This is a genomic window from Variovorax sp. Root434, assembly GCF_001426595.1.
Classification (GTDB): Bacteria; Pseudomonadota; Gammaproteobacteria; order Burkholderiales; family Burkholderiaceae_C; genus Variovorax.
Window position 1 is genome coordinate 204,330 of the sequence record NZ_LMEK01000027.1, and the last position, 21,001, is coordinate 225,330.

General features: G+C 65.8%; 19 protein-coding genes. 15 read left to right on the forward strand and 4 right to left on the reverse strand.

Annotated elements, in window-relative coordinates:
• Positions 1–121 precede the first annotated feature (121 nt).
• On the reverse strand, positions 122–376 hold the full coding sequence (locus tag ASD05_RS29855) for a helix-turn-helix transcriptional regulator (protein WP_082572411.1): 255 nt from the start codon (positions 374–376) through the stop codon (positions 122–124).
• An 876-nt stretch (positions 377–1,252) separates the two neighbouring features.
• Between ASD05_RS29855 and pabB the strand changes: the two genes are divergently transcribed.
• From pabB to ASD05_RS27405, 3 genes are all read left to right on the forward strand, one after another.
• The gene (pabB, locus tag ASD05_RS27395; protein WP_082572412.1) at positions 1,253–3,436 is read left to right on the forward strand and encodes an aminodeoxychorismate synthase component I; all 2,184 of its coding nucleotides are present in this window, start codon (positions 1,253–1,255) and stop codon (positions 3,434–3,436) included.
• Entirely contained in the window at positions 3,429–4,295 is an 867-nt protein-coding gene (locus ASD05_RS27400) for a DMT family transporter (RefSeq protein ID WP_414930072.1), read from the forward strand. The genes pabB and ASD05_RS27400 overlap by 8 nt, the downstream gene beginning before the upstream one ends.
• 147 nt (positions 4,296–4,442) lie before the next feature.
• Positions 4,443–5,039, forward strand: a complete 597-nt coding sequence (locus ASD05_RS27405; protein WP_056599304.1) for an acyl-homoserine-lactone synthase — start codon at positions 4,443–4,445, stop codon at positions 5,037–5,039.
• A 41-nt stretch (positions 5,040–5,080) separates the two neighbouring features.
• On the opposite strand, the gene ASD05_RS27410 is transcribed toward ASD05_RS27405, so the two are convergent.
• On the reverse strand, positions 5,081–5,791 hold the full coding sequence (locus ASD05_RS27410; protein ID WP_056599307.1) for an autoinducer binding domain-containing protein: 711 nt from the start codon (positions 5,789–5,791) through the stop codon (positions 5,081–5,083).
• Positions 5,792–6,107: 316 nt separating this feature from the next.
• Here ASD05_RS27410 and ASD05_RS27415 point away from each other — a divergent pair, with 316 nt between their 5' ends.
• On the forward strand, positions 6,108–7,085 hold the full coding sequence (locus ASD05_RS27415) for a GlxA family transcriptional regulator (protein WP_235508119.1): 978 nt from the start codon (positions 6,108–6,110) through the stop codon (positions 7,083–7,085).
• A 108-nt stretch (positions 7,086–7,193) separates the two neighbouring features.
• Here ASD05_RS27415 and ASD05_RS27420 read toward each other — a convergent pair whose 3' ends face one another.
• Positions 7,194–8,093 carry a ParB/RepB/Spo0J family partition protein gene (locus ASD05_RS27420; protein WP_056599310.1) on the reverse strand — a complete coding sequence of 300 codons (900 nt, stop codon included), beginning with the start codon at positions 8,091–8,093 and terminating at the stop codon, positions 7,194–7,196.
• Positions 8,090–8,878, reverse strand: coding sequence for a ParA family protein (locus ASD05_RS27425; protein ID WP_056599311.1), 789 nt, complete (start codon positions 8,876–8,878; stop codon positions 8,090–8,092). Before ASD05_RS27425 ends, ASD05_RS27420 begins: the two co-directional genes overlap by 4 nt.
• Before the next feature lie 237 nt (positions 8,879–9,115).
• Between ASD05_RS27425 and ASD05_RS27430 the strand changes: the two genes are divergently transcribed.
• The 11 genes from ASD05_RS27430 to ASD05_RS27480 all read left to right on the forward strand — a co-directional run bounded on the left by ASD05_RS27430 (position 9,116) and on the right by ASD05_RS27480 (position 20,985).
• The gene (locus ASD05_RS27430; RefSeq protein ID WP_235508120.1) at positions 9,116–9,682 is read left to right on the forward strand and encodes a hypothetical protein; all 567 of its coding nucleotides are present in this window, start codon (positions 9,116–9,118) and stop codon (positions 9,680–9,682) included.
• Positions 9,679–10,011, forward strand: coding sequence for a TrbC/VirB2 family protein (locus ASD05_RS27435; RefSeq protein ID WP_056599314.1), 333 nt, complete (start codon positions 9,679–9,681; stop codon positions 10,009–10,011). Before ASD05_RS27430 ends, ASD05_RS27435 begins: the two co-directional genes overlap by 4 nt.
• 13 nt (positions 10,012–10,024) lie before the next feature.
• On the forward strand, positions 10,025–10,393 hold the full coding sequence (locus ASD05_RS27440; RefSeq protein WP_056599317.1) for a type IV secretion system protein VirB3: 369 nt from the start codon (positions 10,025–10,027) through the stop codon (positions 10,391–10,393).
• A gap of 12 nt (positions 10,394–10,405) precedes the next feature.
• The gene (locus tag ASD05_RS27445) at positions 10,406–12,913 is read left to right on the forward strand and encodes a VirB4 family type IV secretion/conjugal transfer ATPase (RefSeq protein WP_056599320.1); all 2,508 of its coding nucleotides are present in this window, start codon (positions 10,406–10,408) and stop codon (positions 12,911–12,913) included.
• Positions 12,906–13,637: a P-type DNA transfer protein VirB5 gene (gene virB5, locus ASD05_RS27450; protein ID WP_056599323.1), complete on the forward strand. Its 732-nt coding sequence runs from the start codon at positions 12,906–12,908 to the stop codon at positions 13,635–13,637. The genes ASD05_RS27445 and virB5 overlap by 8 nt, the downstream gene beginning before the upstream one ends.
• Before the next feature lie 220 nt (positions 13,638–13,857).
• Positions 13,858–14,907 carry a type IV secretion system protein gene (locus ASD05_RS27455; protein ID WP_056599326.1) on the forward strand — a complete coding sequence of 350 codons (1,050 nt, stop codon included), beginning with the start codon at positions 13,858–13,860 and terminating at the stop codon, positions 14,905–14,907.
• A gap of 153 nt (positions 14,908–15,060) precedes the next feature.
• Entirely contained in the window at positions 15,061–15,783 is a 723-nt protein-coding gene (locus ASD05_RS27460) for a virB8 family protein (RefSeq protein ID WP_056599330.1), read from the forward strand.
• Positions 15,780–16,622 (forward strand): TrbG/VirB9 family P-type conjugative transfer protein, encoded by an 843-nt coding sequence (locus ASD05_RS27465; protein ID WP_056599333.1) that lies wholly within the window; start codon positions 15,780–15,782, stop codon positions 16,620–16,622. Before ASD05_RS27460 ends, ASD05_RS27465 begins: the two co-directional genes overlap by 4 nt.
• The gene (gene virB10 / locus ASD05_RS27470; protein WP_056599336.1) at positions 16,619–17,950 is read left to right on the forward strand and encodes a type IV secretion system protein VirB10; all 1,332 of its coding nucleotides are present in this window, start codon (positions 16,619–16,621) and stop codon (positions 17,948–17,950) included. Before ASD05_RS27465 ends, virB10 begins: the two co-directional genes overlap by 4 nt.
• Positions 17,919–19,067 carry a P-type DNA transfer ATPase VirB11 gene (virB11, locus tag ASD05_RS27475; RefSeq protein WP_082572414.1) on the forward strand — a complete coding sequence of 383 codons (1,149 nt, stop codon included), beginning with the start codon at positions 17,919–17,921 and terminating at the stop codon, positions 19,065–19,067. Before virB10 ends, virB11 begins: the two co-directional genes overlap by 32 nt.
• On the forward strand, positions 19,060–20,985 hold the full coding sequence (locus ASD05_RS27480) for a type IV secretory system conjugative DNA transfer family protein (protein WP_235508121.1): 1,926 nt from the start codon (positions 19,060–19,062) through the stop codon (positions 20,983–20,985). The genes virB11 and ASD05_RS27480 overlap by 8 nt, the downstream gene beginning before the upstream one ends.
• Positions 20,986–21,001 lie beyond the last annotated feature (16 nt).

The window sequence follows — 21,001 nt, forward strand, 5'->3', positions numbered from 1 at the left end:
CTCACCCACAGCAGCGAAGCCTGCGCATCTGCGGCCATCCGAGACGAGGGCCATCCGTGACGGTCCGCATCAACGTCGCGTGGCTACTATTGGATCGACCGGATCGGCGCACGCATCTGGCTCAAGCCATCGGCGATTCGGGTGTCCTCGAATAACTTTCCGGATCGTCAATCCACCGCTGAAGCGCTGCGCGCGGCCACCGACAGGCGCACCCTAAATGTACCGGTGGGGGGAACTTGCCTTCGGCGATTCTTCGATACACGGTGGCGCGACTCAATGCCGTGATGCGAATCACGTCAGCCATGCGAAAGAACGCGGGTGCGCCGAAAGTTTGCGGAACAAGCTCGCGAGCGTTAACGTGGTGTTCGAGTTGCATGACAGATCCTTTATGGGTGCCGTGCTTTCAAGCCGTGCGTTGTTTGAGATGAAGTGCCTCGCTTGAAGAGCCGAATAGAAGCAGAACTGGTGCCCAGGCCAGAGTGAAACATGCACTGCGCAGGGCTCGACGATCGCTGTTCAATCCAGCGGCAGTCTCTTTCCAAAATCGTCTTCCGCATGGATCTGCTTCTAGCGTGCGACGAGATGCAATCTAAGACAACTATGACTTTTGGGAGGCCTCTGAAAACGGACGGGATGGCCCGATGGCACGCGGCGCCTCGCTTCCAAAGTTCTCATCGCTGCATCTGACCTGTGCTGGCCCGCAACCCAGCTTGGACTGTGCGCCCCTTAGCGGGCATAGAAGGACCGTCTCTGCTTTCCTCCACACGCACCAGCAGCGACAAAATCAATCCAGTACGAGTCCACGCGACGTCTGTTCGAGGAAGCCGGAGTGGACTCGCGAAGGCGGCTCATTCCGCCTGCGACACACCTTCGACGGATCGATCCGCAACTTTTCTGCTCACCCGGACCGCAGTCGTCACCCGCGCATTGTCGAAGCGCCCGCATTTCGGCTGCCGCCTTGTCGATTGAACCAGTCTTGGCCGCGGCTGACGGCAGCCGGAGCAGACAGCAGTATCGAGTTCGTGCGCCGGCCATGAGACGAGAAGCATCGTGCAACGAGACCGCGTGGGCGACGTTCCTGCCCACCACGATCGGGTCCAGGGCGAAGGATGAGTGAACCCTGATCCACCAGGGACCTGCAGCGCCTCCATCGGCAAGCTGTCCACGCCGAGCAACTAGCACATTGCGCAGTTGCGACGCCGGCGCGGATCTTCAACGATGCACAGCTCCGCCTACCGCCAAGGAGCATCCCATGCGCACGCTGCTGATCGACAACTACGACTCGTTCACCTACAACCTCTACCAGTACCTGGCGGCCTGCAACGGTGAACCGCCGATCGTGCTGCGCAACAACGAGATGCACTGGGATGAGGTCGAGCGCATGCGCTTCGACAACATCGTGATCTCGCCGGGGCCCGGGCGTCCGCAGCGACGCGCCGATCTCGGCATCTCGGCGGACGCGCTGCAGCGTTCCCGCAAACCTGTGCTCGGCGTCTGCCTCGGGCACCAGGCCATCGCCCATCATTGCGGCGCTCGGGTCGACTTGGCGGTGCGGCCGATGCACGGACGTCTGGATCGGGTGTCGCACGCGCAGCGCGATCTCTTCGCCGGCATTCCAGACCGCTTCGAGGTGGTGCGCTACCACTCCCTCGCGGTCACGCAGCTGCCTTCCTCACTGGAGCCGCTCGCATGGACGTCCGACGGCACGTTGATGGGATTGCGCCACCTCTCGCTGCCCTGGTGGGGGGTGCAGTTCCATCCGGAGTCGATCTGCACCGAATTCGGCGCGCGGCTGCTGCGCAATTTCAGGGACCTGACGCGGGAATGGCTGGCGCAGGCGCCGCGGCGCGAGGCACGAGATCGCTTCGGCCCCGCCTTGCACCTTGAAGGCCCGCAGGCGCTGTCGCTGCACGCGGAGTGCATCGACACCGCGTCCGATGCCGAGGCCCTGTTCATGAGCACATTCGCGCACAGCGATTGCGCTTTCTGGCTGGACAGCAGCCTCGCCGAAGCCGGGCGGGCGCGCTTCTCGTTCATGGGCGATGCGAGCGGTCCGCGCACCCAGGTACTGATCTACCGCACCGCACCGCGCGAGCTGATGGTGCGCCGGGGCGACGTCGTCCAGGTGCGGGACGAGAGCATCTTCGACTACCTGCGCGACAACCTTCCGGGCCAGTCGCCAGCGGGCCCGAAACTTCCCTTCGACTTCGCCTGTGGCTTCGTGGGCTACTTCGGCTACGAGCTCAAGCGCGAACTCGACGGTGCACGCGCTCACGACGCGGACACTCCGGACGCGATGTGGATCCTCGCCGATCGCTTTCTTGCCTTCGACCATCTCGAGCAGCAAGTGTGGATCGTCTGCCTCGATGAGGATGACCCATGCAATGAAAATCGCCGCTGGATGCAGGCCATGCGCGAGCGGCTCGAAGCCGCAGAGGTGGCGGCGCCGGAGGACGGCGCAGATGCGGCCCGCGAACTGCGTTCATTGGCTTGGCGGGTGGACCTGGCGACCTACCGGGAACTCATCCTGCGCTGCCAACACGAGATCCTGCAGGGCGAGACCTACGAGGTCTGCCTCACGAACCAACTGGTCGGCGAAGGACGCATCCGACCGCTGGAGGTTTATCGGGTCCTGCGCAAGCACAATCCGGCGCCCTATGCGGCCTACCTGCGCATCGGCGGCTATGCCGTGCTGTGCGCCTCGCCTGAACTCTTCCTTCGCATCTCCGGCGATCGGGAAGTGGAATCGAAGCCCATCAAGGGGACCGCCGCACGCGGCGCGACACCGGCCGAGGACGACGCGATCGCAGACGCCATGGTCGCCGACGAGAAGACCCGCGCGGAGAACCTGATGATTGTCGACCTGCTGCGCAACGACCTCAACCGCGTGTGCGAGATCGACAGCGTTCACGTGCCAAGCCTGTTCGCGCTCGAGACCTACGCCACCGTGCACCAATTGGTCAGCACCATCCGGGGGAGGCTGCGGGCGGACCTGGGGCCCATAGACTGTGTGCGCTCCGCGTTCCCCGGCGGCTCCATGACCGGCGCCCCCAAGGTACGCACGATGAGGATCCTGGACGAACTCGAAGATGCCGCGCGCGGCATCTACTCGGGCAGCATCGGCTATCTGTCGCTCGACGGCGCGGCCCAACTCAACATCGTGATCCGCACCCTGGTATCTGCCAACGGCCGGATCTCCATTGGTGCCGGCGGTGCCATCGTCGCCATGTCCGATCCCGATGCCGAAGTCGAGGAGATCGTGCTGAAGGCACAGGCGCTGTGGGATGTTCTTAGGCGCTGCGGCGCGCCGCTCGGCACGCGGCCAGGCACGGCCGCGGATGCAAGTGTCGCAGGCGCTTCGGTGTCCCCGGAGCCGCCATCCGACCCTGTGGCTCCGCACACCACCCCGACGCCGCCACCGTCCGCCAATGGCTAGCGCAAAGGCCAATCGCCGGGGGATCCTGCTCATGCTGGTGGCCATGGGCTGCTACGTCCTCAACGATGTCTTCGTGAAGCTGGCCGCGCAAAGCCTGCCAGCCGGGCAAATTCTTGCCGTGCGCGGTGCGTTCGCGACCCTCTTCATCCTGGCAATCGCGCGGGGCACGCGCGGTAGCTGCTGGCGAATGGCACTGCGCCCGCTCGTGGGGGTGCGCTGCGGACTCGAGGTCACGACGGCCCTCGCCTCCGTGGTCGCCCTGTCGCTGGCGCCGCTTGCCACTGTGAGCACGCTCATGATGACCGCGCCACTGATGATCGCCGCCACGGCGATGGCGCTGCGGTGGGAGCCCTGGCGTGGTGGGCGTCTGTTGGCTGCTGCCGCGGGATTTGGTGGCGTCCTGCTGGTCATCCAGCCGGCCGCGCGGCCGGATGTCCCTGCGGCCGGTCATGCCTGCGCGCTGTTATGTGCCGCCTCGCTGGCTGCGCGCGACCTGGTGACACGGCGCATTCCCGCCGCGATCCCTTCGTCGACCATCGCGGTCGCGACCACGCTCGCCGTGTGCCTGGCGGGCCTGCTGCTGGGTCTCGTGGAACGCTGGACGGCGCTCACGCGGTACGAGCTCGGCATGCTCGCGGCGGCTGCGGGTTGCGCGGCGCTGGGCAACTATGCGCTCATCGTCGCCTGCCGCGGCGTCGATCTCTCGGTCGTCACACCTTTTCGCTACAGCCTGATCGTCTGGGCCCTGCTGCTGGGATACGCGATCTGGGGCGACATGCCTCGGCCCCAGGCCACCGTCGGCGTGCTGCTGATCGTCGCGGCCGGCGTCTTCACCGTCTGGACCGCGCGGCGGCCGTAGGTAAAAAGTCCGAACTGTCCCCGTGCCATGGTGTCGCACGCGGTCGATGGAGCGCTCGTCGCGACGTTCGCAGCCCTATCAACTCTGACAGTGTCCCCGCGCCCGTCATCACGCTGTAATGCGGGCCTCATTCAACGAGGTGACCTCATGGAGTTCATTGCGGGAACGATCGACTCTTTCACGGCAGACGTGCTGTTCGACATGGCGCGCTACCGGCACGAGGTATTCGTCGAGAAGCTGGGCTGGAAGCTCGATACGCGCGGTCGGCTGGAGCTGGACGAATTTGATCGGAAGGACACCATCTATCTGATCGCGCGCAATACGGACGGGGAGATTGTCGGCACGAGCCGTCTCTTGCCCACGCACCGGCCCTATCTGCTCGCCAGTGTCTTTCCTCAACTGCTCGGCGACACGCCCGCGCCGTGCTCGCCTGACGTCTGGGAACTGTCGCGATTTGCCGCGGCCGATTGGATGCGACTCGGCGCGGTCGGGGGTCCACATGGCTGGTCGCTCGCGCTGGACATGCTGAGCGTCGCGATGCGGACCGTCGCCAAGCAGGGTGGACGGCGACTCGTCAGCGCCTCGCCACTGGGCATCGAGCGCATCCTGCGTCGCGCGGGCCTGTCCGTGCAGCGCGCGGCGCCGCCGGTGCTGATCGAGGGCCAGCAGCTCTTTGCCTGTTTCATCGACGTGGACACGAGCTGGTGCCCGCGCCAAGACCGGCACGCCGACGCGGTCGATTGAGTCCCCGCAGCCGGGCTGGCGCGCCCCGTGCGGCACTCCACTCAGTTCAGAAGCCCGAGCCGTGAAGCGAATGCCGCGGCCGAGCTCTTGGTGGGCGCGCCCAATCTGGCCATGGCGTTCTGCAGATGAAATTCGACCGTGGGTTTCGAGATGCAAAGGATGGATGCGATCTCGTCGCTCGTCTTGCCATCGCCCGTCCAGCGCAGCACCTCCACCTGCCGTTTCGTGAGGGATTCGAGCCCCTCCAGCGGGCTACCTCCCAGGAGGCCGCAGAACGCGCGGTGGGCGGTATGCACCAGCCACTGCAGGCACGGATCCTTGGCGAGTATCTCCGCTGCCGTCAGCGGTTCGCCCGACCTCGCAAGCGTCAGCATGCCGATCCGCGCGTCGGGCTCGAAGACCGATTGCGCCCATCCGACGCGCAGGCCGAACGAACGCGCCTCGTCCCACATCTGCGGGGCGCTCCGGAAGACTTCGTCGCTCCAGATCACGGGCGTGCCGCTGTGCACGCCGTGAGCGACCGTGGGATCGACCAGGAGGTATCCGGCGTTGATGTAACGGTAATTCCACCGCTCGTCGTACGTGCTGAACATCAAGGTCTTCTGTCGAGTGAAGGGCACGAGCGTGCGCAGCCCGTAGGCGCAATGCTCGAAGCCGAGGTGCCTGGTTGCCACGCTGATCTGCGCGAGCACCTCAGAAGGCTCACTTGCCTGGCTCAAACGACCGAGAACATCCTGGGTCCACTCATTCATAGGTGCGCTTCCTGCGTCGTCGGCACCCCCACCTTTTTCGCGAGCACAGTCGAGGCGCTCGGTGTGGAGTCCGGCAGGCGAGAAGGCCAGCGGCTCCAGCCTTTGAACCGACCCATGCGGGGCTGGCCGACTGCTAGCACCGGGCGGCCACTCAGCATGTGATGGAGGCAAGGGTGCGACAGTCTAGAAGCGCCTGGCCGAGCCCGGAGGCAAAATTCACCACCATTTCTGCCAATCTCGCGAGCCCGTTTCGCGCACTGGCGCGGTGCGGCAGCGTTGTGAGACTCCGGATTGATCCTCCCTACGGTGGCTCCTCATGATGCACAAGGTCTGGTTCCTGCTGCTTCCCGGATTCCTTCTTCTCGACATCATCCGCATGCTCGCGGTCTTCAAGGCCGCCAATGCCGCCTTGCGCAAGACACGCGGCAAGCTCGCCGGCTACGACGTTCGAATGACCTCGGCAACGGGCAGCCACGCCCTGAGTTCGAGCGGTGTGGCACTCTCGACGCGTGCATTGCCGCACCGGCTCGTCGGTCGGGCGAGCATGCTTTTCATCAGTGGCGAGCCCGATCCGGGCCCGGCTGGACCGGTGGGCGTGCGGCGTTTGCGCGAATGGCTCTCCCGGAACCGGAGGCAGCTTTGCCGCTGCGCCGTCCTGGGCGCCCGAGCTTTGCTGCCGCGCGCACCAGCCGTACACGCCGTGCGGCGACGAGGCGGTGCGGCGCCGCCGGGACCGCGTGGGCAAGGCGCAAACCTGTCCGCGGGTTGCAACAAAGCGCATGGCTGGCGCGTCATCGAACCGGGCCAAGGGGAAGACCTGGCGCTGTCGTGGATCGCACAGGACCGAGGTGCCGCGTTCGCGGACATGCTCGCCGCGCGCCTTGCCGGACCATGCCGCCGTCGCTACGGCATGCCACGCCGTTGCCGGGTGCCGATCGAGCATCCCGCGATCGACGCGCGGATCGGCACGCTGCATCTGTGGATCGCAACGCATCTGCAGGAGAACCTCAGCGTTGCCCGATTGGCGCAGGAGGTCCACATGTCCACACGCTCCTTCGCACGCTTCTACGAACGCTCGACCGGTCTGTCACCCGGGCGTGGCGTACAGCAGTTGCGCCTCGACGCCGCCCGCCGCCTTCTAGAGACAAGCGCACTTCCCCTCAAAACCATCGCTGGACAATGCGGCTACGGGTCCCAGGAAGTGATGCGCAGGGCCTTCGTTCGCGACCTGCAGATGACGCCGCGCGATTACCGGCGGCGGCACGCCACGATGAAAGGTGCGGGCGCGGCCTAGCAGGCCCATGTCTTACCCCGCGCAACGGCGCCTACCCATTGCCGGACGGCCCGCCGCGACGCGCCCGCACGTCGGGCGCCAATGGCTCGTCATCCGACGGCCGCATCCCTAATCTTCTGTGGCCCAGCACACCAGCCGCAAGTCCGCCAGCGGCAGCAAGGCATGCGTGCCGTCGCCGAAGCGGACCTCCCCGACGTCGCCGTCCTTCGCCTTGATGCGCAGCGATCCGCGCCGTCCGCCGTGCTCCACCACAAGCACCGTGCGGCCGGCGCTGATGACCTTGGCAAGCCCGCTCCCGGGCGCCGCTGGCATCGAGCCGCGGAGGGACTGGGACGGCGGCGGGCGATGTCTTGCCTGCGCACGTCCGATCGGCTCGCCCCGCGCCAGCAATTCCTCAAGTTCGTGCGGGCGATCGCTGGCCATGGCCACCAACTCGTAGAGCAATCGCACGTCCCCGCCGATCCGCCCGTCCTCCACCGCCTGCCGCAATTGCGGCGGTGCGTCGCTGAGCCGCGCGACCTCGGTGATGAAGGAACGCGGTTTGCCCAAGCGGCGCGCGATCTCGGCGCGCGAATGGCCTTCCTTTTCCCGGTCGGCGATGAAGGAAGCCAAATCGAATGGCGACATGTCCTCGCGGTGCAGGTTCTCCGCGGCCTGGGCGAACGGGTCGACCCGCTCGTCCACGAATGCCGGGACGGTGGCGAGCCCTGCCCGGCGCGCGGCGCGCACCCTGCGTTCGCCGCGATTGACGATGTACCGGTCCGCATGTCCGGAATGGCATCGCAACGATACCGGCTCCAGCACGCCATGCTCTCGGATCGATGCGGCAAGTTCCTCGATGCGTTCGCTCCGGATGCGACGGCGTGGCTGGCGAGGGTCGAAGTCGATGCGGTCGAGCGCCACCTGCATCGGTGTGCCCATGGCCGCAGAGGCCGCTTCGCCCGTGAGCAGATCAGCCGCCCTGAACTGCGACAGCACACTCAGGTCCAGCCCGTCGGGCGCATTCATGGCTGCCCGTCCACGGGCACGGGCGCCTTCGAGGCGTCGATGCGTTGCTGCAGCAACTCGAAGGCCCGCATGACCTCGAGGCTCGCCTCGCGGGCCGCGCTCTTGGGCAATCGCCACAGCGGCACGCCCGCGGCCAGAGCCTCAGGAATGGCTGATCGGGTCGAGATCCGTGCCGGTATCACGAACTCCCGGAAGTTCAAGGCCAGATCCTGCATCGCGGCCTTCTGCCGCAACGAATGCGGATTGAACCGGTTCAAGAGGATGGCCGCCAGCCGCAGTTGCGGGTTGTAGCGCTGTCTGACGCCAAAAATGGATCTGAGCATGTCGGCGACGCCATCGATGCTGTACTCCTCGAGCTCGATCGGGCAGGCCACGGCATGGCCGGCGATCAGCGCCGCGCTCATGCGCAAGCCCAGTGCTGGCGGCGTGTCGATCACGACCGCGTCGAATTCTTGCGCCAGGCGAATCACGTTCCTGCGAAATGTGGGAATCACGACTTCCGCCCTCGCGAGTTCGACATCGGCCAGCTTCTTGCTGCCCGGCACCAGGGCAATGGTCTGCGCGCGGGCCGGGACGATCGCGCCGATGCCCCCTCCGAAAAGTTCCACCGCATCGGCGATCGCCGAGGAGCTGCGCAGCGATTTCGAGCTGTTGGCCTGCGCGTCGAGATCGATCAGACACACCGACTGGCGTCGCATCTCGGCCAGCCAGCATGCGTACAGCACCGCGAGGGTCGACTTGCCGACGCCGCCTTTCTGATTGCCGAAGATGACCACGTTGCCCATGACTTGCTCCTCATGCCTCGACGCGAGCTGCTCGGGCCTTTACACCCGTAGGACGCGCTGTGCGGACGCCGCTGAGACATGCGACCGGGCTCTCCCGGCGCACGGGAGGCCCTGCCTCGTTGATCCGATGGATCGCCATGCCGCGTCGCTCGCGAATATCGCCGCCTCGCGCTTTGCGATGCCACTGTCAAAAACAATAGTCGACACACGCATGGGCTGAGGCGGACATTGCGCCCCATGCAAGCACCCGATGTTCAACGCAGGCAGGCGATCGACAAAGGCCGATACGCGGCCTGGCTTCCCGTGCTTGTAGCCGCTGGCTTGATGACGCACACCTGCGCCCTGTGGGCGAAGGCCGAGCCCGGCATATCCCGGGCCGTCGGTCCCCAGCAGCAGGCGGCACGCGACCACGACCGCATCGCGATCCTTCGCGAAGAGCTCCGGAAGTCACAAGCACAATTGGAGGATCTCGCGCGCCGCAAGGCCGAGCGGCTCGCCGCGTCCGATATGCAGGCAGCAACCGAGGCCGAGGCGCAGCGCGTTCGCACACTGGGCGATATCGCGGCCATCCAGCGAGAGATCGCGTCCACCTCGCGCACCTCCCCTCAGACCGCGGCGGTCAAACCCATGGCCGCTCAGGCCAACAAGGGCCCTGCCCCCGCCGGCAAGCGCGCGGCGCCGACGCCATGGTGGGACGTCTACGGCGGCAGCCGGCGCGTTGACCCGTCGGCATCAGTCTCTCTCTCGCCCCCGTCCGGGCAAGTGCCCGCGGGATCTTCCTCGGCCACTGGAGTCTTGCCATGACCGCATGCTCGATCCACCACAACCGGCCCGCAGCGCGCCTCAGCGTCCGAACCCGATGGATCGGATCTCTGCTCATCGCCCTGCTCGCCGTCGCCCCCGCGGGAGCCGCCTGGGCCGGCAGCCCGTTTGCCACCGGCGCCAACGCGACCCAGCAGCAACTCGTCGCCATCCTGACGCCGCTGGCGGCGGTCGCCGTGATGGTCTCCGGCGCCATGGCCTGGTTCGGCCGCCTGAGCTGGTGGTGGATGGTCGCCGTCGTGATCGGCACCGTGCTGGTCTTCGGTGGCCCACAGATCGTCTCCTGGATTCGGGGCCTGTTCGGGGTGTAAGGGAGAGCGAACCGTGAGTCGCAACCAAGGCATCGTCGCGGATCCCCTGTTCGTCGGCATGACACGGCCGTCGATGGTCTGGGGCGTCACCTACTCGGCCATGATGTTCAACATCGTCGTCACGACCGAGTCGTTCGTCGTAACCAAGAGCCTTGCGTGGCTGCTGGCCTTCGTGCCGATCCACGGGGTGCTCTACCTGGTCTGCCTGTACGAGCCGCGCTTCTTCGACCTGTTGCAGCTGTGGGGCCGCACGCGCCTGCCCGCCATGCTCGGCGGCAATCTGCGGTTCTGGCGTGCGAACTCCTACAGCCCTCTGGCGCTGGACATGCCTGATTGGCGGGGACGGCGCAGCATGCGGACGCCGTCCGTTGCGGTGGTCTGACACGGGATCGCCATGAAGCTGCTGACACGCTCCGAGCACACGCTGCGCCGCGAGGCCGGTGCGGCAACCATGATCCCGCTGTCGTCGCATGTGGACGAGCATGTGGCCCGGACGCGCGCGGGCGACTATGTGCAGACGCTGCGCCTGGCCGGCACGAGCTTCGAAAGCGCGGACGACGATGACATCAACAGCTGGCACGAGCGCCTCAATGTCCTGCTGCGCAACATCGCCTCGCCCAACCTGGCCCTGTGGACCCATGTGATCCGGCGTCGCGAGACAGGCTATCCGGCCGGGCGGACGGTTCCCGGGTTCGCCGATGAGATCGAGCAGCGCTACCGCCGCAAGATGGCTGGCGAGCGGCTGATGGTCAACGAGCTGTACCTGTCGGTCGTCTACCGACCGCAGCCGACCCGCATCGGCAACGCCGCGCTGCGGTTGTTCAGGCGCGCGGACCCCGAAGGTGCGCAGGCGGAACTGTGCGATGCCCTCGATGCCTGCGGCAAGCTGCGCCAGGAGCTGCTCGCGGCTCTGGAGCGCTACGACCCCGAAACATTGGGCATCTATCGGCTGCACGAAGAGGATGTGCTGTTCTCCTCCCTGATGGAATTCCACGGCCTGCTGGTCAACGGGGAATGGCAACGCATGCCGTTGCCGCGCTCACCGCTCAACGAGGTTCTGGCCACCACCCGGCCCTTCTTCGGCAACGAAGCCATGGAATACCGCACGGGCACCCAGACGCGGATGGGCGCCTTCCTCGGCATCAAGGAGTACCCCACGCCCACGGCACCGGGCATGTTCAGCGCGCTGCTGATCGCACCCTTCCCCTTCGTGCTCACGCAAAGCTTCACGTTCCTGGCCAAGGGCACGGCGACCGACGTGATGAGCCGCCAGCATCACCGGATGGTGGCCGCCGGCGACCTGGCGGTCTCGCAGGCCGAGGAGCTCAAGGATGCGCTGGACGACCTGATGAGCAATCGCTTCGTGATGGGCGACCACCACTTCAGCCTGCACGTGCTGGCCGACACCTACGACGGCGTCGGCGAGGCCGAAGGCCGGCCCCGCCTCAAGCAGCTCAACGACAACGTGGCCCGCGCCCGCTACCTGCTGGGCGACACGGGAATGGTCGTGGCGCGCGAGGACCTCGCGCTGGAGGCGGCGTTCTGGGGGCAGCTGCCGGGAAACTTCGGCTACCGCAGTCGCAAGGCGCCCGTGACCAGCCGCAACTTCGCCGCGATGTCGCCTTTCCACAATTTCCCCACCGGCCGCGCCACGGGCAACTACTGGGGCGACGCGCTGGCCATGTTCGTGACGCGTGCCGGCTCGCCCTACTACTTCTCGCTGCATGCAAGCGACCCGCGCAGCCCGGACGGCGGCAGCCGCCGGGACGTCGGGCACATCACCGGCGTCGGGCCGGTCGGTACCGGCAAGACCACGCTGCTGGGCTTCTGCATGGTGGCGATCTGCAATCGCCTCGACGCCACGCAGGTCATCTTCGACAAAGACGAAGGGCTGCACATCCTGGTGCGGGCACTGGGCGGCCAGTACCTCTCGCTCAAGAACGGTGTGCCGACTGGCTGCAATCCGCTGCAGCTCGACGATGCGGTCGCCGACAACGTCGAGTTCATGCGGCAGTGGCTCAGGCGCCTTGTCTTGCGCGCGCCAAACGACACCTTGAGCGTCCGTCAGGAAGACGACCTCGATCAGGCGCTGCATGGCACCCTGAAGCTCGATCCACCCTTCAGGCGCCTGTCCCGCCTGTCCGCCTTCCTCGACATCACGGATCCTGAAGGGATGCACGCACGCCTTCGCAGATGGTGTTCCTCGGAGCGCGGCGACTATGCCTGGGTCTTCGACAACGATCGCGACGACGTGGCTCCGCTGCTGGGCCGGCACGCCCTGGTCGGGTTCGACGTGACCGACTTCCTCGACAACGAAGTCGTGCGCGCGCCGCTGACCATGTACCTCTTTCATCTGGTCAACCGGATGGTGGATGGGCGCCCGCTGGTGTGCTGGATGGACGAATTCGCCAAGCTCCTGAGCGACCCGGCCTTCGCGAAGTTTGCCAAGAACGGGCTGGAGACCTGGCGCAAGAAGAACGCGAACATTGCCACCTTCACCCAGAGCACCAGCCATGTGCTCGATTCCAGCATTGCGCGTGCGATCGTCGAGCAGACGCCCACGAAGATCCTGTTCCCCAATCCGGAGGCGGACTACGACGAGTACACCCAGGGCTTCAACCTGACTGACAGGGAGTTCGTGCTCATCAAGCAGGACCTCGAGCCTGGCTCCCGGCAATTTCTCATCAAGCAGAACCATGTCAGCGTGGTCGCACAGCTCGATCTCCACGGCTTCGATGATGCCCTGCACGTCATTTCCGGGCGCACCAGCAACGTCCGCCTCATGCGCGAATGCATCGCGACCTTCGGACCGGATCCCGGCCAATGGCTTCCGCCCTTCCGCAAGGCGCTGGCCGAACGCCCTTCCCGTTCGCTCTCACACCAGGAGAATTTCCATGCGTAGATTCCTTGTTTCATTCCTTCTCGCGGCGGCTTCGCTCGCACCGCTGCACGCGAAAGCCGGTATCCCGGTGATCGACGTCACCGCCGTCGCCAACCTGATTCAGCAGGTCATGTACTGGCAGCAGCAGATCTCCGGGATGCAAAAGCAATACGACCAGCTGAAGGAATCCAAGGACCAGCTGACCCAGACCCACAACGCGATGACTGGGAGCCGGGGCATGGAGCAGTTGCTGCCCACCCCGGAGCTCGCGCGCAACTACCTGCCGCCCAGCTATGGCGAGCTGATGAACACGCTCAACGGCAGTTCGGGCGGCTATGCGGGGCTGGCCAGCCAAGTGCAGTCGATCATGAAAGCCAACAGCATCCTCTCAGGAACGCAGATGGAGGCGCTCAGTCCGGAGTTGCGGCAGATCGTCGAGCAAGGGCGGCAATCGGCAGCACTGCTCAACGGCATGACCCAGGGCGCGTACCAGAACACCAGCCAGCGTTTCTCGGCGCTGCAATTGCTCATCAGTCGCATCGCTTCCGCACAGGATCCCAAGGCGATCCAGGACCTTCAGGCAAGAATCCAGGCCGAGCAGAACATGCTCACCAATGAGCAGACAAAGCTGCAGAGTCTCTATCAGATTGCAAGGGCCGAGGAAGCTACCCAGCAGCAGCGCACTCGGGAGCAAGTCATCTCAGGCCATGGCGGATTCAACGCACGGTTTGTTCCCAACCCGTGAATCGTCATGTCCAAATCAAAGACCGCCATCCTTGTGATTGTTGTACTTGCCATGGGAGGCGTTTATGGCGTCCTGAGACAGGACTCGACTCCCGGAAGCGTGCCCCCCGAAACGGCCAAGCCGGCGGCATCAAGGGCCGAGCACGGGGACTTCCAGAATCGATTTCAGCCGACGATGCAGCCTGCTAGCGGCTCCAGAAGATGAAGTTACGAGGCGAGCAATGTTCTTTCAACAATTCTGGGCGTGGCTCAACGACCAATTGACCGAATACCTCGCAGCCAAAACAGCGACTGTGGCCGGTGCCATTGAGCCCGCAGTGGTAACGCTCGCGACGATCTACGTAATGATTTGGGGATTCCTCAGCCTGACCGGAAGAATTCAAGAACCGATATGGGAGGGGGTCAAGCGCATCTTCTTCATCGCGATCGTACTGGGCGTCGGTCTGAGACTTTGGCTTTACAACGGAGTCATCGTGGACACCTTCTTCAACGCACCAGTCCAGCTTTCGGCCAAGATCACAGGTGCATCGAACCCTGTGTCAGTGATTGACACGATATGGGACAAAGGCGGGACCGTTGCTTCAAACCTTTGGAACAAAGGCGGTGTATTGAACGGCGACTTTGGCTTCTATTTGGCTGGAGCCATCGTCTACTTCATCATAGGAGGCGTGGCCGTCTACGCGCTCTTCCTGCTTGTTTTGTCCAGGCTCGCGTTGGCATTGATCCTCGCCTTGGGTCCCGTTTTCATTTGTCTACTTTTCTTCGAGGCCACACGCCGATTCTTTGAGGCGTGGATTGCCCAGTTGGCCAACTATGCACTGGTCGCCGTCCTAAGCTCGCTGGTGGCGAGCCTCATGCTTCAGATCGTTTCTTCCTACGCCGCACAGACGGCCGCACGCGGCGCGGCCATCGTAACCGTGGATGCACTGAACATGGTTCTGTGTGCTTCTCTGGTGCTGCTGGTCATGCGCCAGATCATGTCTATCGCGGCCGGGCTTGCAAGCGGCGTCGCACTCAGTTCATTCGGTCTCGTCAGCGGATTGGCGCGGTGGGCAATGGGCGGAGCCAAGCGCACGAGTTACGAGTTCGGTCGCGGCGTGCTGGACGGCCTGCGGCGGGAACCGCGAAGCCGCTGGGATTCGTTCCGCCGCTTGGCAGGCAATCGCCTTGGTACCGGCGTGGCTTCGATGGCAGGTTTCGGCGCTGCGCGTCGCGGCGGCACCGTGCTTCCAAGAGAGCAGGTCATGCCGAGCCTGTCGCGCAATCGCTAGCGGAGGACGTGCAGGTGAAGCCTTCGACGATCCTTTCTTTGTTTTCTCTTCTGCTGGCTGCATGCGGCACTCGCCCCCCGACGCCGCCGGACTGCGAAGGTCCGCTCACACCGATCAACATCCCGAATAGTGTTTCCGAATCAGGAGCGATCCATGCGCCGGACCGCCGCCCTTGAAAACTACCTGAGCGAGGCCCAGAGCTGGGAACTCGACCGGGCGCGACGCGCGGAGCGATCAAACAAGATCGCCTGGACCGTGGCCGCAGCGGCGACACTGGTCGCGGTGCTCTCGGTCGCGGCCGTCAGCGGACTCACGCCGCTGAAGCAGCCCGTTCCCGTTCTCATCCGCGTCGACAGCAGCAGCGGGATCGTCGACGTCGTTCCCACCTACGAGGGCACGACCGACATCGAGCAGTTGGTGACCCGCAACCTGCTGCAGAACTACGTGATCGCGCGCGAGCGCTACTTCTACGGCACCGCGGAGGCGGACTACGAACTGGTCGCCGCGCAGAACTCGCCTCTGTTGAACCAGGAGTGGACCGCGCTGTGGGCCGTAGAGAATCCCGCATCGCCTCTTAACATTTACAAGGACGGCACCTCCATCCGCGCGCAGGTGCGATCGGTCACCTTTCTCAAGCTGGACAGCGGAAAGGACAAGCTGGCACAGGTCCGCTTCACCCGCTCGACGCGCACAGGCGGCACCGGTGAAGAGCAGACCAGCCACTGGGTCGCCACGATCGAGTTCGCCTATGTCCCGCCATCGACGGACAACAAGATGCGTTCGCTCAACCCGCTGGGCTTTCGCGTCGTCGAATATCGCCGCGAGCCCGAGGTCGCCCCGGCCAGCGCTGCACTGAGCAGGCGGGAGGCGCGATGACGCCCCGGCGCATGCACCGCAGGTTTGCCTTCGCGATCGGATTGGCGGCAAGTCTTGCGTTTGCCGCGCCGCACGGCCGAACTGCGACCGTGCCGCCCACCGGCAAAGTCGATGCCCGGGTGCGGGCGGTCGCCTACAACCCCGAGGATGTCGTGACTTTGCAGGGCTACGTTGGCTACCAGACCCATCTGCAGTTTGCCGAGGGCGAGGAGTTCGTGAACCTCGGCGCTGGCGACAACGGTGCCTTCGATGTCGGCGCCGAGCGCAACCACTTCTTCATCAAGCCCAAGGAAGCGCGCGCTTCGACCAACTTCACCCTCCTCACGAACCGGAGGGTCTACCACTTCGACTTCATCGTGTCTTCCGTCGCGCCCGCGGGCGCTGCGACCAAGCGCATGGTGTATTCGATTCGTTTCACCTACCCGGAGGACGCGGCCCGCGCCGCGGCGGCGGATCAGGAGCGACGCCGGACCGAGGCGCGCATGAGCGAGGGGGCCTCTAAGCGCCCGCGCAATGCCGACTACTGGTTCTGCGGCAGCGAATCGCTCAGGCCCGAGAGTGCCCACGACGACGGCGTGCAAACGCGACTGCGCTTCCAGGCGCAATCCGACTTTCCCGCCATGTTCGTGCGCAACGACGATGGATCCGAGTCGCTGCTGAACTTCAGCATCGAAGCGGACGAGGTGGTGATCCACCGGGTGGCGCGTCGCTTCGTGCTGCGGCGTGGTGGCCTGGTCGGCTGCGTGATCAACCGGTCGTTCGTCGGCGGCGGCGTGCGCACCCCGACCCACACGAGCGCAGAAGATGTTCGGCGCACCACGACGGGAGAACGGCCGTGACCTGGATCGACCAGCCTCGCCGCGGCGCCCGAATGGATCCGCCGACGCATTCCGATGCGTCCGAGATCGACCCCGGCACCGGGGAGATCCTCTCTGGGCAACCAGCGGCGGCCACCGAAAGCGCCGCATCCCGAGTCGCCGACGAGCGCACCACAGTGAGAGGTGAACGCGCCATTCCATCGGTCAATCGCGAGCGCTCTGTCCAGTCGCGCATCAGCGGGCTCCTGGCGCTGGCTGTGATCGTTCTCCTCGGCGGCGGCTTCCTGTTCTGGTACTACAACACGCAGTACGCCAAGACCCGCGAGGCCGAAGAGGCCGCGAGAAAGGCGGCCTCGGCGCGCGCCGGCGGCGAGATGAAGGTGCCACCGCTCGGCCGCATCGATCCGCCGAAAACGCCGCCGGAATCGCCGCCGATCGCCGGCACGCCCCCTGCCCCGTCGGCCGCGGCCGTCAACGCGGGCACGCCGCAAAAGACGCCCGAACAGACCGCGCTGGAACGGCAGTTGGGCACCCCGGTGCTTCGGCGCGCGCAGTCCGCCCAGCCCTCGGGCAACTCGACACCGCACGCATTCGCAGATCCGGCGGTGCTGCCCGCCGGCGGCGTACCAGGCATGTCCCAGCTGTTCGGCGCGCTGCAGCCGCCCGGTGCCGGTTCGGCCACATCCGGCGGCGGTCAACTTGCCGCCAGCCTCCGGCCGACGCCGACCCCGGCGGTCTTCGCCCAGACCCTGCCCACACAGCGCATGCTTCTGCCCAAGGGCGCATTCATTGACTGCACGCTGGAGACCGCCGTCGACTCCACCTACGAGGGCATGACCACCTGCATCGGCGCCAGCGACATCTACGGGGCGGATGGCAAGGTCGTGCTGCTGGAGCGCGGCACCAAGTACGTGGGCGAGCAGCGCGGAACGCCGCGGCAGGGACAGGGCCGGGTCTTCATCGTGTGGAACGAAGCGCGCACCCCGGCCGGCGTCGTGGTCCAGCTTGCCTCCCCCGGAACCGACGAACTGGGACGCAACGGCCTGCCCGGTTTCGTCGACACCCACTTCTGGGATCGCTTCGGTGCCGCGGTCCTGATCTCGGTGATCGACGGCACGATGCAGGCGATCGCCGCCAAGCAGCAAAGCGGCACCCGGGTCGGCAGCGGCGGCGGCCTGGTGCTTGGTCCGCAGGGCAGCCGCGACGTGATGACGGAGGTGCTGCGCAGCACGGTGTCGATTCCGCCGACAGTCATCAAGAACCAGGGCGAGCGAATCCAGATCCTGGTCGCTCGCGATGTGAATTTCAGGAGCGTCTATGCGCTTCGAAGCGACACAGCCACTCCCTGAACGCGCGCCCTGCGCCGCCAGCGGCGACCTGCAATGTGCGACCGGCCTTGTGCCTGCCGCGGCGGCCGCAGAACCGCCCTCTTCGCTTGTCCTCTTCCTCGGCCCGCTCGGTCGTCTGCTGGACGATCCCGAAGTCACCGAGATCTGCATCAACGAGCCCGGCGTGGCTTTCGTGGAGCGGCAGTCGGGCTGGCTGTGCGAGGAGTTACCGTTCGCGAGCTTCGACTGGTGCATGGCCATCGCCAAGCTCGTGGCCAACTTCACGCATCAGCGGATCTCGGCCAACGAGCCGCTTCTGTCCGCCACTCTCCCGGGCGGCGAACGAATCCAGATCGTGCTGCCGCCCGCGACGCTAGAGCGGACCGTCTCGATCACGATCCGGCGTCCGTCCCACACGCTCTGGAGCCTCGAAGAGCTGGCGGGTCTGCGCGTCTTCGAGCCGACGCGCAGCGCTCCCGCCTGCCCGGTGCGGCCATCCGATCCGGATAACCTGGCGGCGGAGGACCGGGAACTGGCGGGGCTTCTCGCACGCCGTGAGTTCGTGCCGTTCCTGCGCCGTGCGGTGCAGTGGCGCAAGAACATCCTGTTGTCCGGTGCCACCGGCTCCGGCAAGACCACGGTTGGCAAGGCGCTGATCCTCGAGGTGCCGCCCGAGGACCGTCTGATCACGATCGAGGACGTGAAGGAACTGTCGCTGCGCAACCAGCCCAACCATGTGAGGCTTTTCTACTCGCAAGGCGCCCAGGGGCAAGCCGAGGTCACGCCCGGCCAGCTGCTCGCCGGTGCCAAGCGGCAGCGCCCCGACCGCGTGTTCGTGTCCGAGTTGCGGACTGGCGAAGAGGTCTACGACTATTTGGTGTCCGTGAACACCGGCCACCCCGGCTCGATCACCAGCGTGCATGCGGACAGCGCGGCGATGGCCTTCGTGGCACTGGCGCAGTTGATGAAGCGCAGCCAGGCGGGCCAGGGCATGAGCACGCGCGACGGCGTGGAATTGGCGCAGATGAGCGTGGACATCGTCGTGCAATGCGCGCGCGAACGCCGAGACGGCCGGCCGCGGCGCATCGTGCGGGAGATCTGGTATGACCCTGGCACCAAGAACCGAAGGCTTGCCTAGCCCGTTCAGGATTGCGGTCGCATTGCTCGTGGCCGCGATCGTCGGCGTCTACGTCGCGGGCCATGCGTTCCTGATGGCGATGAAACTGCCGCCGCAGCAAGTCACGCTGCTCACGCTCCACGCCTACTGGCAGGCCTACGGCGATCGGCCGGACGTGCGCCGCGTTCTCGTAGCATCGCTGGCGGGCTCCCAGGGTTTGGCGCTTGGCCTGGTCGGCGTCGCCATGCTGCCGCGTCGCCGGCCGCTGCACGGCGAGGCCCGGTTCGCGAGCCGCGGCGAGATCGAACGGGCCGGGCTGCTGCAGGAGCACGGCATCATCCTCGGGCGCCTGGGCAAACGCTACCTGGTGCTGCCCGGCCAGCAAGGTGTCGAGCTCGAAGCACCACCGCGCAGCGGCAAAGGCGTTGGCGTGGTCATTCCCAATCTGCTGAACTGGCCGGGCTCGGCCATCGTCAGCGACATCAAAGGCGAGAACTTCACGCGCACGGCGGGCTTTCGGGCGGCCCATGGGCAGGAGGTGCACCTGTTCGATCCGCTGTCCGAGCGCGAGTGCTCGGCACGCTGGAATCCGCTGGGTTACGTGTCCGAGCAGCCCTACCGCTGCATCGACGACCTGCAGCGCATCGGCACGATGCTCTTTCCCGATCCGCAGGCCGGGGACCCGTTCTGGAGTTCGTCAGCCCGGTCGCTGTTCCTGGGCATCGCCCTCTACCTGTTCGAGACAGACGGCGCCACGCGCACCCTCGGCGAGGTCCTGCGCCAGGGCATGGCCAGCGACGCAGAAGGCTTCCAGAAGCACTGGAAGCGCGTGATCGATGCCTGCGAGCGTGCGGGCTATCCGCTATCGCAGGAAGCGGTGCAGAGCCTCTACGACGTGATCGACCTGGCGCCCACCACGGCCTCGAGCATCCGCAAGACCTTCACCAGCCGCCTGGATCTATGGCTCAACCCGATGATCGATGCGGCCACCTCGGCCAACGACTTCGACCTGCGGGACCTGCGCAAGCGCCCGATCTCGATCTATGTGCAAATCAATCCCGACAACATAGCCCGGCTGCAGCCCCTGCTGAACCTGTTCTTCCAGCAGGCGATCGGGCTTCAGACGCGCGAGCTTCCCGAAAGCAACCCACAGCTTCGCCACCAATTGCTGTTGATGCTCGACGAGTTCCCGGCGCTTGGGCGTATCCCCGTCATCGCGGATTCGACGGCCTTCCTGCCCGGCTACAACGTGCGCACCGTTGTCATCGTGCAATCCCACTCGCAGCTGATCGAGAAGTACGGCATCGAGGGCGCCAAGTCGATCCGCAAGATGCTGGCCGCACGCATCGTGTTCCCGCCCAAGGAGTACGAAGACGCCGAGGCCATCTCCCGCGAGCTGGGGACCTACACGGTCCGGCAGAAGAACATGAGCCGCCCGATGTGGGGCGATGCCGCCAAAGGGGCGACGGTGAGCATCAGCGAGCAACCGCGCCGCCTGCTGTTGCCCCAGGAGGTCAAGGAACTCGGGAAGGACCGGATGCTACTGTTCTACGAAGGCCTGCGGCCCGTGCTGGCGCATCGGGTCCTTTACTTTCGCGACCGGTTCTTCGCCCCGCGCGAACGGCCGCCGCCGCCGGTGCCCAAGCTCGACGTGTCCAGGCGCGGTGACATCCTCGCGCCAGTTCGGCCGGCCGTGACCAACGATGAGCAAGACACCGCCGGTATGAGTTCCGAATTCACTGGCGCCACGCCCAAAGGCGGTGGGCCAGCACCAGCGAACCCAACGGTCGCGACCGCGGGCGGCGACGCGGTCGCAGACGACCTGCAGCTGGACGATTTCTCGTTCGACTTCGACGACGTGGAGATTCCCACAGAGAAGCTCAGCAAAGAGGACCTGAAGCGTCATGCCGACGAGTTCATGGCGCACATCCTGGACTGACGCCCCTCTGCTCAGG

Bases quoted from the DNA above. Each gene is read 5' to 3' on its own strand.
- ASD05_RS27435 (WP_056599314.1), top strand. From the start codon at position 9,679: ATGACCGCATGCTCGATCCACCACAACCGGCCCGCAGCGCGCCTCAGC.
- ASD05_RS27465 (WP_056599333.1), top strand. From the start codon at position 15,780: ATGACGCCCCGGCGCATGCACCGCAGGTTTGCCTTCGCGATCGGATTG.
- ASD05_RS27415 (WP_235508119.1), top strand. From the start codon at position 6,108: ATGATGCACAAGGTCTGGTTCCTGCTGCTTCCCGGATTCCTTCTTCTC.
- ASD05_RS27460 (WP_056599330.1), top strand. From the start codon at position 15,061: ATGCGCCGGACCGCCGCCCTTGAAAACTACCTGAGCGAGGCCCAGAGC.
- ASD05_RS27405 (WP_056599304.1), top strand. From the start codon at position 4,443: ATGGAGTTCATTGCGGGAACGATCGACTCTTTCACGGCAGACGTGCTG.
- ASD05_RS27410 (WP_056599307.1), bottom strand. From the start codon at position 5,791: ATGAATGAGTGGACCCAGGATGTTCTCGGTCGTTTGAGCCAGGCAAGT.
- ASD05_RS27430 (WP_235508120.1), top strand. From the start codon at position 9,116: ATGCAAGCACCCGATGTTCAACGCAGGCAGGCGATCGACAAAGGCCGA.
- virB5 (WP_056599323.1), top strand. From the start codon at position 12,906: ATGCGTAGATTCCTTGTTTCATTCCTTCTCGCGGCGGCTTCGCTCGCA.
- ASD05_RS27445 (WP_056599320.1), top strand. From the start codon at position 10,406: ATGAAGCTGCTGACACGCTCCGAGCACACGCTGCGCCGCGAGGCCGGT.
- ASD05_RS27455 (WP_056599326.1), top strand. From the start codon at position 13,858: ATGTTCTTTCAACAATTCTGGGCGTGGCTCAACGACCAATTGACCGAA.
- ASD05_RS29855 (WP_082572411.1), bottom strand. From the start codon at position 376: ATGCAACTCGAACACCACGTTAACGCTCGCGAGCTTGTTCCGCAAACT.
- ASD05_RS27420 (WP_056599310.1), bottom strand. From the start codon at position 8,093: ATGAATGCGCCCGACGGGCTGGACCTGAGTGTGCTGTCGCAGTTCAGG.
- ASD05_RS27400 (WP_414930072.1), top strand. From the start codon at position 3,429: ATGGCTAGCGCAAAGGCCAATCGCCGGGGGATCCTGCTCATGCTGGTG.
- ASD05_RS27425 (WP_056599311.1), bottom strand. From the start codon at position 8,878: ATGGGCAACGTGGTCATCTTCGGCAATCAGAAAGGCGGCGTCGGCAAG.
- virB11 (WP_082572414.1), top strand. From the start codon at position 17,919: ATGCGCTTCGAAGCGACACAGCCACTCCCTGAACGCGCGCCCTGCGCC.
- pabB (WP_082572412.1), top strand. From the start codon at position 1,253: ATGCGCACGCTGCTGATCGACAACTACGACTCGTTCACCTACAACCTC.